Raw genomic sequence first — 1,100 nt, forward strand, 5'->3', positions numbered from 1 at the left:
GATATAGGACAGGCCGACACCGCCCATCACCATGCCGATGGCGAAGAGGCCGTAGCCCTGCGCCGACAGCATGTGCAACAGCATGATGTTGAGGGCAAAATGAAAGCCGCTCTGCATCGCCTCGCCGCCGATCATCAGCACGAGGCGTCGAACCAGATGGCTCGGAAACGCTAGCTTCACGGCCGCGTCTCCGCTTCGCGGGCAGCAGGCACCCTGCCCGGCCGCGCGATGGTCGTCTTCAGCTTGTCGGCGGCGATCGCGGTGATCGCCGCGGCCGCGACCGGCTCGCTGAAGATTGCCTCGTAGCGCGCGCGCCCGGCAGCGACAAACCCGCGCCAGGCCTCAGGGGCGAGGATGATCTCCTGCAATTTCGCGCCAAGAGCTGCTGCGTCGCCGGGCGGAACATGCCAGCCGGTCTCCCCGTCGCTGACCACTTCCACCAGCCCGCCTATCGCCGACACAAGCGGCGGCCGGCCGTATGCCATCGCCTCGATGGCGACGCGGCCCAGCGATTCCGGACGCCGCGACGGCACGGTGACGATATCGGCCCATCGATAATGCTCCGAAGGGTCGGGAATGAAAGGCAGGACTCTGACGCGCCCGGTAAGCCCCATGGTTTCGACCAGTTCGGCAAGCGCATGCTCGCGCTCGGTGCTTTCGAAGGCGCCGCCGACCAGCCGCACCTCGATCCTCGACTGGAGTTCTGCCGGCATCGCGGCGATCGCCTCCAGCAGGATTTCCTGCCCCTTGATCCGGTTGATGCGGCCGAGCAGCAGCACCCGCAATGGGCGCTTGCCGTCATAGGTGGTCGGTTCGACCGCCGCCGGCCCGGCAACGCCGTTGTAGACGACATGCGTGCGCGCGGTCTTGGGATCGCCGAAAGCGGCGCGCGTCGCGCGCGAGTTGAAGATCAGATCGGCATGGCTCCAGCGCATCAGGCCGACGAGTATCCTGCGCATGGCGCCTTCGGGGATTTCGTGGATGTGCAGGACGGCCTTTTGGGGAAGAAGGCGTGCGGCCAGCGCGTAGTCGGCCACGATCGAGGTGTTGACATAGACGAGGTCGCAATCCTTGAGCCGCCGCCACGCCCTGAACACGGC

General features: G+C 66.5%; 1 protein-coding gene and 1 pseudogene. Both read right to left on the minus strand.

Annotated features, from left to right (window positions below; all coding sequences use genetic code 11):
- A pseudogene (locus EN939_RS35350) lies at positions 1-180 on the minus strand (hypothetical protein); the annotation flags it as partial.
- Positions 177-1,100: glycosyltransferase (locus tag EN939_RS35355; protein ID WP_127271960.1), on the minus strand; the 924-nt coding region annotated here is incomplete at its 5' end. The gene EN939_RS35355 and the pseudogene EN939_RS35350, both read right to left, overlap by 4 nt.

Source organism: Mesorhizobium sp. M7A.F.Ca.CA.002.05.1.1, from assembly GCF_003998335.1.
Lineage (GTDB): Bacteria > Pseudomonadota > Alphaproteobacteria > Rhizobiales > Rhizobiaceae > Mesorhizobium.